Below are 9,758 nucleotides of genomic sequence, written 5' to 3'. Positions count from 1 at the left end.
TATATCTTCCACAAAAATTATCAAGGAAAACAGGCAAAGTAAACGGAAATAATTACAGAGAAATGTTTTTAAATTATTTAGAAACAAAAGAAGCATATCTTGTTGAACTTAATTGAAAAAATCAATTAAGGCTATGCGAGGTTTTAATACGAAAGTATTGATCTTAGTGGTTGAATCCTGTGATACCACCGTCTTATAAATTAAATAAGATGAAAAAACATAATGTTATGAAATGTTATGCTTTTAGAAACCAGGAGACGGAATTAATAAAAGTTTTAAATACTGATGCTATTTCATTTTAATTGACAAAATGAAATAAGAATAGTATATTTAAAGTGTAATTTCTTTTTAGGAGTGTATTTTATGAATGACAGAGCAGGTGAATATAAGATTAATCTTACAGGAGATTTGAGATATAAATCATTTTTACCAAAACCTTTACCACCTAACCCACATATTGAACTTGACGAAGATGCTATACTTTTGCTTTCTAAGGCTAATAGAAGTTTGGGAATTTTAGAGGGGATATCAAGACATATACCTGATAATGATTTATTTGTTTCAATGTATGTAAGAAAAGAAGCACTTTTATCTTCTCAAATAGAGGGTACACAAGCTACACTTGATGATATTTTAGATCCAAATATTGAAGGAAATACCAATAAAAATGTCGCAGATGTTATTAATTATATTAAAGCTTCCCAATATGCTAAAAAACGGTTGAATGATTTACCTATATGTAATCGTCTATTGAAGGAAACACATGAAGTATTAATGCTTGATGTAAGAGGAGGAGAAAAAAATCCAGGTGAATTTAGAAGCAGCCAAAATTGGATAGGACCTCAAGGTAGTACGTTGAATGATGCTAGATATGTTCCGCCGAATGTAGAAGATATGAAAGAAGCTATGTCAGAACTTGAAAAATTCCTCAATAATGAAGATGATATGGATCCTTTAATAAAAGCTGGATTGGCTCATTATCAATTTGAGACCATTCATCCTTTTTTAGATGGTAATGGGAGAATTGGAAGACTGCTTATTACGCTTTTCCTTATGGAAAAACAAATTCTAAGTCAAGAAACCTTATATATATCTTATTTTTTAAAAAGAAATAGGGTTGAATACTATGATCGTTTGATGGAAGTTAGAATTAAAGGTAACTATGAACAGTGGATAAAATTTTTTCTTTTAGCTATCTATGAAACGGCAGAAGATGCTATTGCAACTATTGAAAAGATTGATAAATTACATAACACAAATTATAAAGCTGTAGAAAAAACAGGAAGAGCTGCTAAAACCATAAAGAAGGTATTTGAATATCTAGAAAGCAATCCAATTATTGATATAAAAAAGACAAGTGCAGAATTAGGCATTTCTTTTAACGCAGCTTCAAATGCTGTAAAAAAACTTATTGAGCTGAATATTTTAAAGCAAACAGAAAGTTCGCAAAGAAATAGGGTTTTTGTATATGAAGAATACTTAAAAATAATGAGAAAAGATACTTAACCTACGGTAACCTACGGTACCAGGTACTTAGCTTTTATAATATAATTTTAGAAATCCTGCATCTGTTCAAGGATTTAAAGGTGAAGGACTTCGTACAACAATAAGTGTGGATCAGTACTGGATTCATGAAATCAGTGATTTTCTGAAAATAGAAATAAATAAATACCTTACAATTTCTACTGGAATGATTTTAATTTTTGCTGTGATGGCTTTATTTGTATGGTTATTTTTTAAAACAAAGACAGGAACAGCTATTACTGCAGTTGGTTCTAATCCGGATTATGCCAGAGCTTCAGGAATTAGCATTGACAAAATGCGAATAATATCAGTAATGCTGTCAACAATGATTGCATCAGTTGGAATGATTGTTTATGAGCAAAGCTTTGAATTTATACAAATGTATAATGCACCATCTGCATTTTCATTTCCTTCAGTTGCAGCAGTCTTGCTGGGGGGAGCTTCTGTTAACAAAGCAAGTATTACAAATGTTGTAATTGGAACAATATTATTTCAAGGTATGGAGGAATCGTATTAAACAGAGCTAAGGGCAGAGAAATGATTACCTCCATGATGCTAGGGCTATTTATATCAGGCATATATCAGTTTTTCCTTTTGTATATATGTGGAACAATAGTTCCATTTCAAAATGCAAATTTGATATTATCTAGAGGATATGGTGTTCGTAATGCATTGGATTTAGGTGTTGCAAAGGGATTTGATAATTTATGGCAGATATCAATAGGTGGTGTAGATATTCCTATTGGAACATTTTTAATTATTGGTTTAATTTGTATATTCACCATATGGTTTAGAAAGACTAAATTAGGACATGACATGAGAGCGGTTGGTCAAGAGTGATAAAATTGTGAAAAAAATTAGGAGATATATATGCTTGAGACAACTAGAGTATTAAAGGAGAAATCCTGCGTACTTGATAAGGTATAGATTGTGAAGTTTGTACAAACATAGGGTGGTAACATGAAGCTTTCGTCCCTTTGCTTTTTGGCAAAGTGATGAGGCTTTTATATATTTAAAAACTAAAATGAAAGTGCAAATTTTAGGTAATGAAATGTATAAGGATGGTATAATGCTTATAAGAAATTTATTTGATTAAATAGTTGTGGTGTATTCTTTTGAAATTTTTCCTCCAAAGCCAGACGATCCAATTGTTTATGCTAAGGATGCTAAAGATGCTGTAGCTATTGCCGGAGCAGTGCTGAGCTGATCTGTTTCATAAAAATAGACTAAATTATATTGAGTTGTTTGACATGGAAGGAGTAATGTTATTACTTACTGAAAGCTTAAACCTGAAATTTGAGAATCTTTATTGACTTAAACATGCAATTAAGGTAAAATTTAAAAGAAGAAGAAAAAGAAGTTAAAAAGGCATATTATTTAAGTTTTACAATGATTAATCAGTATTTGAGTAAGTTCAAGGGGGTGCTGATATTGAAGTTAAGGAACAAAGTTTTATTGGCAATCGTTCCTTTAATGCTAATTACTATTATATCAATAAATATAGCATTTGGATTTTTTTTCAGAGATTTTATATTGGAACATGAGAAAACTCAGGTTAATTCGGTTAATGAAACTGTTTCTTTGTTTTTCAATGAAAAAAAAGATAAATATGTTTCAATCGCTAATGATTGGGCTCATTGGGACGATACTTTCAATTTCGTAAACAATAATTATCCAGAATATTTAAATGATAATTTGATGGAGGATACGTTTACTAATCTTGACTTAAGTTTTATTGTTTATTTAAATGATGACGGTTCAATATTTCATAAACAATTTTATGATTTTGACATGGAAATTAAAACTGACTTTCCGAAAGATTTCTTTGATAATTTTGACAATATAGTTAAACATTCTAAGTTAGAAGATGATTTTTTTGGAATTTACAAATTGGGAAATGAGTATTATTTTATTGCAGCATCTGATATAACTGATTCTGAATTTACTGAGCAAATAGATGGGAAAATGATAATTGGCAGGATGATTGATGAAAATATTATTGCAGGTATTGAAAAAAATACGGGTTGCAGTTTAGATTCAGTAAGTTTCTACAGCAATATAACAGATAGTCTGCCAAATGAAGCAGGACACTCAATATTACGAAGTTACTCAATAAGCGAAAATAAAGATTCATTATTAATAGAGCTACTCGTTATAAATGATTATGATATGGGTTCATCCATCATGCTGTCTTTTACAAAGACAAGAGATTTGTACAAAATGGGAATAGAAGATATTAGTAGTTTTGCTTTTTCTAATACTGCCGGTTTTATTATTATTGTATTATTAATTTTTGTTTTTTTAAGCATTTATTTATCTAAGCCGTTTGTCAGTTTAATTGATGATGTAAAAGGTATAGATTTGACAAGGAAAGAATTCATTAAAATATCTGAAAAAGGTCAAGATGAATTCTCTTATTTGCGCAAATCAATAAACAATATGCTTGAGGTAATTGACGCAGAACAAAAAGAAATTCGCAATAATGAGGAAAAATTATCACTTGAACGCAATAAATATCTTCAGACAATAATATCTATTGGTGATGGTGTGCTGGTTGCGGACAGGGATGGAAATATTGAGATGTTAAACTATGTTGCAGAGAAGTTAACAGGATGGACAACTGCAGAAGCATTTGGGAAGCACTACAAAGAAATATTGGTTCTCTCACATGAACAAAATGGTATGACAATTAAAGATCCTATTGCAGAAGTATTTGCTACTGATTGTATTCAGAGTATGGAAAATCATACTGTTTTAACATCCAAGGATGGTACGATATATAATTTGGAAGACAGCGCTGCACCAATTAAGGATGATACTAGTAAAACAGTTGGCATTGTGATGGTTTTTCGTGATGTAACCGAAAAAAAGGAGCAGCGGAAAAGAATTGAATATTTAAGTTTTCATGATTCGTTGACAGGATTGTATAACAGAAGGTTTGCCGAAGAAGAACTGCTGAGGTTGGATACAGAAAGGAATCTTCCTATTTCAATTATTGTAGGGGATGCTAATGGATTAAAACTCACCAATGATATTTTCGGTCACGCTTATGGAGATATGCTTCTTGAAAAAGTAGCAAAAGTTCTCAGGAGAGTTTGTCGTGCGGATGATATAATTGCCAGGTGGGGCGGGGATGAATTTATTTTAATATTGCCAAATACTGATTTTAATGCAGCTGAGCAAATTCTTAATCGTATAAAAGAAGAATTATCAAATGAAAAAACGAAGTCGATAAAGGGCAGTATTTCTATGGGTGTAGATACAAAAATCCATGCAGCAGATAATATAGAGAATGTTTTGAATAGGGCTGAGGAAAGTATGTACTTATCGAAAACATTGGAACGAAAAGAATTGCAAGGCAAAGTCATTGAATTAATCATAGAAACACTCCATGAAAATAGTTCTAGAGAAAAGGACCATTCTATTAATGTTAGTAGATTATGCGTAGATATCGGAAGAGAATTGAAATTGTCAGGGTTGGATATTCGAAAGTTAGAATCAGCAGGATATCTTCACGACATTGGTAAAATTGTGTTGACTTCGGAATTATTAAATAAGAATGTTCAGTTGAATAATAACGAATTGGTTGAGATGAGAAAACATGTTATGGTAGGATACAGAATTCTTAACTCATTTGATGATACGGTTGATTTGGCAGAAGCTGTGCTGCTGCACCATGAACAGTGGAATGGAAACGGCTATCCTAAGGGTTTAAAAGGAGAAGAAATTCCATTGCTTTCAAGAATAATTTCCATAGCGGAATGTTACGACAGGATGATTTGTGATTATTACGGTAGAGAAGCAATGAGCATTTCCGATGCAGTACAGGCCATCAGGGGAAATGCAGGAATAAAATTTGACCCCCAAATAGATGAAGTGTTTGCCCATATGATTGAAACAAAATAATGTGAATTTTTAAAATCTTTAGAGCCCGTTACAGAAAAGTACAAAATATAGTATTATAAACCTAACTAAACATAAGATAGGTTTAATTTTTATCTTTTCAACAGAACAAATGTTCGAAAAAATGTATTGAAATTTATTGTGTTATATGTTATAATGTTTGGACAAAAGATTTGAATATATAAATAAAATTATTGAAAATGTTATTTTGTAATAACTTTATGATAATGAATTTTGAAAGAGGTGAAAAAGGTGCTAACATATATAAAGGGGGACTTATTTAGTAGTCCGGCGCAGGTATTGGTTAATACTGTAAACACAGTTGGGGTTATGGGAAAAGGAATAGCATTAGAATTTAAAAATAAATATCCTGAAATGTTTAAAGCCTATCAAAATGCATGTGAAAATCAAAGCTTTGATATTGGGAAGCTTTTATTGTGGAAAAAAAGTGAAAAATGGATATTGTTATTTCCAACTAAAAAAAATTGGCGAGCACCTTCACAAATTTCGTATATAGAAAAGGGATTAGAAAAGTTCGTTCAATCGTATGAAAAATTGGGTATTGAATCAATTGCATTTCCAAGGTTGGGATGTGGGAATGGAGGATTAGATTGGAATGTTGTTAAACCAATAATAGAGAAATATCTCAAACCCCTCCCAATCCATATATATATATATGTGGATAAGTATGAAGAGTCAACTCCTGGTATATTTGTTAAAAATGTTAAATTTGAAGATGATTCATTTTTCTTTGAATTGAACGATAATGGTTGTAGATATAATGCTGATAAATCAAATGGAAAAGATGTTGCAGTAAATATTAGTATTGAATGGCTTGGAGAAAATTTCAAAGTGTTGGGAAGAGAATCTGGATCTGTATTTATTGATTATGGAAAAACCAAGAAGATAATTCATAAAATAAAAACAAAACAAAAAAGTGATAGAGCATTGATTGAAGTGAAATTTGATGGGTACTTGATGTATCAGAATATTATGCAATTAGAAGGTTATGAGTTAGTTTAATGCGAGGAGCATTCTTTTAATGCAAGCGACTATGCGGAGATGAGTGTTTGCCCATATGATTGAAACAAAATAATGTGATTTTTTAAAATCTTTAGAGCACGTTACAGAAAAATACAAAATAAACAGCACCCAATCTTAATATCTCTATTATATCGAGTGCTGTTTATTTATGCTTTCGATTTCTTTTATGGTGGAATCACCACTTTCTTGGTAATTTTACCTAACATCCGTTTCATAATTTCTTTACATCAATAAATTCTACTCGTCTTGATTTGTTTTTTTTATCTACCATTAAATTCTGAATCTTAATATAATTCTTTTTAGATTCAACTTTTAAACACTGTCCAAGTGTTTTATTTTCAGGGTTTCTATTCAATTTTTCAAGTCTTTTGATTTATTGTTGTAAGATTAAGAAACTTATGTTGTAACATATATATACCACAGAATAATTTTTTAAAACATGTTTTTAAAATTTATTTTGCAGTTTGCGAAAATATATCAGAGAAAATAAATAACACCCGTTTTCCAATTGCGAAAATCGGGTGCTATTTATTTTTTTCTTTTGTCATGAATCTAATCCTTTCTTTTGTCTATATATTAACCACTCATTCTACCAAATCCTTCTTCCTTTTAAATTCATTAATCTCAGCGATATGAATTTGTTAAAGGTGTTTTATCAATACATAAGTATTATTTTGATTTAGTATCATTTGTGAGTACAATATTTATACCCAGTAAATATTACTTTAAACATATTCTTTAAAATTTTTTTGTATTGGATAATAGTTTAAAATTTGAACAAAATATTTATATTAAATTATAAATTGGAAGGTAAGTATGAGCATAGTTGAGAGATATTATTCATTTTTATATAAAAACATTACAAGGGCAGTAAATCCATTAAAAAAGAAAATAATTAAAACTGAATGTATTGTTCATAAATTTATAAATAATCAAGCAATAATTATATTGAAAAATGATGGGCACAAAGAGGTTTATAACCTCATGTCTAATTATATTGATGATATAAATGAAGGAGCAGTCTGGGCGGATCAGGATTTTAAAAGCAGCAGTCATTTTTACAACCCAATAACAAAAAAAGGTATGTATGGAAGCAGCAATGCTAAAAAAGAATGCATTGCTTACTATAAGAGAGCTTTAAACGAATATTTGAAAGGGGACATAAAGACTGCAATGTTTTATTTGGGGGCCTCTTGTCATTTAATTCAAGATGTAACAATCCCTCAACATGCCAATGTGGAACTATTACATAATCACAGGAGTTATGAAAACTGGGTTATTAAAATGTATAATCGTCATAATAATTTTATAGTCAACAAGTCTGGAATTTATCTTGACTTAATAGCGGATTATATTGAATTAAACAGCAGGAATGCTATACTTACATATGATATGTACTCTGATATTAAAAATGAAAATGCAAGATTTTACAAAATCACTTCTAAAGTGTTGACAATGGCTCAAAAGACTACCGCAGGTGCAATGTATAATTTTTTCTATCATATTGCAAAAATTAAAGCAATCAATAGTACAAAAAAGAAAAGCACTTATTAATTACGCAAAACGCAAGTACCTGGTACTTGCGTTTTGCGTTGTATTGCATTACATTTGAAATAGGCTGTTGATTTCTTCTTTTGAAAGGGAGTTTATTAAAATCTCTCCTTTTTTAATTACAGATTCTGCTAAGTCTTTTTTATTTTGTTGAAGATTTTCTATTTTTTCTTCTATTGTATCTTTTGCAATAAGTTTAAATACTTGAACTTTATTATTTTGACCTATGCGGTGTGTTCTGTCTGTTGCTTGATTTTGAGCGCTTATATTCCACCATGGGTCAAAGTGTATTACAACATCAGCACCTGTTAAATTAAGCCCTGTACCACCGGCTTTTAAGGAAATTAAAAATACCGGTGTTTTATCTTGGTTAAACTTATTTGCCATTTCTAACCGTTCTATGCTTTTTGTTGCTCCTGTAAGCATGTAATAATCTATAAAATTAATTCTTAAATGTTTCTCAATTATGTTGAGCATGGATGTAAATTGTGAAAATATCAATATTTTATGACCGTTTTCTATGCTGGTTTTTACAATTTCCATGCACAAGTCAAGTTTAGCGCTGCCACCTTTGTAATTTTCAAAATAGAGAGAAGGATCACAGCATATTTGTCTAAGTCTTGTTAACATAGACAGTATTTTTATTTGACTTTTTTCGAAACCATTTTCTTCTATTTCATCTTTAAATTGGCTGTTTAGTTTAACCAGCTCAGCAGAATACAGTTTTCTTTGCGTTGTTTCCATATGCGCATAGACAAGAGTTTCTATTTTGTCCGGAAGCTCTTTTAAAACATCTTTTTTTAATCTCCTCAATATGAAGGGCTGTATTTGTTTGTGAAGTCTTTTTAAAATTTCCTTATTTTCTTCTTTTACTATTGGTATTTCATACTTATCTTTGAACTTTTTATAAGTAAGCAAAAATCCAGGCATTATAAAATCAAAGATAGACCAAAGGTCAGCCAATGAATTTTCAATTGGAGTTCCTGTCAATGCAAAACGCACATCACTTTTTATGAGTTTAACTGCTTTTGCATTTTGAGTTGTAGAATTTTTTATATATTGTGCTTCATCTAATATGCAGTATTTAAATTCAATATTTTGATATAATTCGATGTCTCGTTTTATTAAATCATATGAAGTGAAAATCAATTCATAATCATTTATAGTGGAAATGAGTTCATTCCTTTGATCGGCAGTTCCTATTATAATTAATGTTGAAATGTCAGGAGAAAATTTTTCTATTTCACTTTTCCAGTTATAAACTAATGATGTTGGACAAATAACTATAGAAGGTTTATATTCGCATCCTTTTTCTGACAATAAAAGGCTGATAGCCTGTAGCGTTTTTCCTAAACCCATGTCATCAGCTAAAATTCCGCCTAATGAATATTTAGATAAAGTTTTAAGCCACTTATAACCGGTTATCTGATAATTTCTGATTATAGTTTTTAAGTGTTCAGGCAATTCAAAATCCGAGTATTCAGATTCGTTTATATTATGTATCATTTCTTTAAATGTATGATTTTTCTCGGCATTAACCCATGAATTATTTTTTAAAAGGCTGTCTAAATACAAGGAGCGGTATTTAGGAATTTCAATATGACCTGATTCCAACTCTTTGCCTGAAATATTTAAATCATCAACTAATTTTTCAATAGTATTAAAGTATTCATTTTCAAGGTTTAAAAAAGAGCCATCCTTTAATCTGAAATATTTTTTTCTTACTTTATAAGATG

Annotated in this window: 7 protein-coding genes; 6 read left to right on the top strand and 1 reads right to left on the bottom strand. The window is 30.1% G+C overall.

The window, feature by feature from the left end; all coding sequences use genetic code 11:
- Positions 1–363 precede the first annotated feature (363 nt).
- The 6 genes from SA378_RS06130 to SA378_RS06105 all read left to right on the top strand — a co-directional run bounded on the left by SA378_RS06130 (position 364) and on the right by SA378_RS06105 (position 8,025).
- Positions 364–1,506: a Fic family protein gene (locus SA378_RS06130; RefSeq protein WP_318525100.1), complete on the top strand. Its 1,143-nt coding sequence runs from the start codon at positions 364–366 to the stop codon at positions 1,504–1,506.
- Positions 1,507–1,612: 106 nt separating this feature from the next.
- Entirely contained in the window at positions 1,613–2,041 is a 429-nt protein-coding gene (locus SA378_RS06125; protein ID WP_318525099.1) for an ABC transporter permease subunit, read from the top strand.
- Positions 2,042–2,061: 20 nt separating this feature from the next.
- The gene (locus tag SA378_RS06120; protein ID WP_318525098.1) at positions 2,062–2,364 is read left to right on the top strand and encodes a hypothetical protein; all 303 of its coding nucleotides are present in this window, start codon (positions 2,062–2,064) and stop codon (positions 2,362–2,364) included.
- Positions 2,365–2,955: 591 nt separating this feature from the next.
- Positions 2,956–5,430, top strand: a complete 2,475-nt coding sequence (locus tag SA378_RS06115; RefSeq protein WP_318525097.1) for a diguanylate cyclase — start codon at positions 2,956–2,958, stop codon at positions 5,428–5,430.
- A 249-nt stretch (positions 5,431–5,679) separates the two neighbouring features.
- The gene (locus SA378_RS06110) at positions 5,680–6,450 is read left to right on the top strand and encodes a macro domain-containing protein (protein WP_318525096.1); all 771 of its coding nucleotides are present in this window, start codon (positions 5,680–5,682) and stop codon (positions 6,448–6,450) included.
- 837 nt (positions 6,451–7,287) lie between these two features.
- Complete coding sequence (locus tag SA378_RS06105) at positions 7,288–8,025, top strand: zinc dependent phospholipase C family protein (protein WP_318525095.1); 738 nt, start codon at positions 7,288–7,290, stop codon at positions 8,023–8,025.
- A gap of 48 nt (positions 8,026–8,073) precedes the next feature.
- Here the strand turns inward: SA378_RS06105 and SA378_RS06100 are convergent.
- A partial coding sequence (locus SA378_RS06100; RefSeq protein WP_318525094.1) for a DEAD/DEAH box helicase occupies positions 8,074–9,758 on the bottom strand: 1,685 nt, incomplete at its 5' end.

Origin of the sequence: Sedimentibacter sp. (assembly GCF_033447055.1) — a bacterium.
GTDB lineage: Bacteria > Bacillota > Clostridia > Tissierellales > Sedimentibacteraceae > Sedimentibacter.
The sequence above is the reverse complement of the archived record's forward strand: the minus strand, read 5'-3'. Positions and strand labels throughout refer to the sequence as shown.

Coding starts and splice junctions, on each gene's coding strand:
- SA378_RS06130 (WP_318525100.1), top strand. CDS start 364: ATGAATGACAGAGCAGGTGAATATAAGATTAATCTTACAGGAGATTTG.
- SA378_RS06105 (WP_318525095.1), top strand. CDS start 7,288: ATGAGCATAGTTGAGAGATATTATTCATTTTTATATAAAAACATTACA.
- SA378_RS06120 (WP_318525098.1), top strand. CDS start 2,062: ATGATTACCTCCATGATGCTAGGGCTATTTATATCAGGCATATATCAG.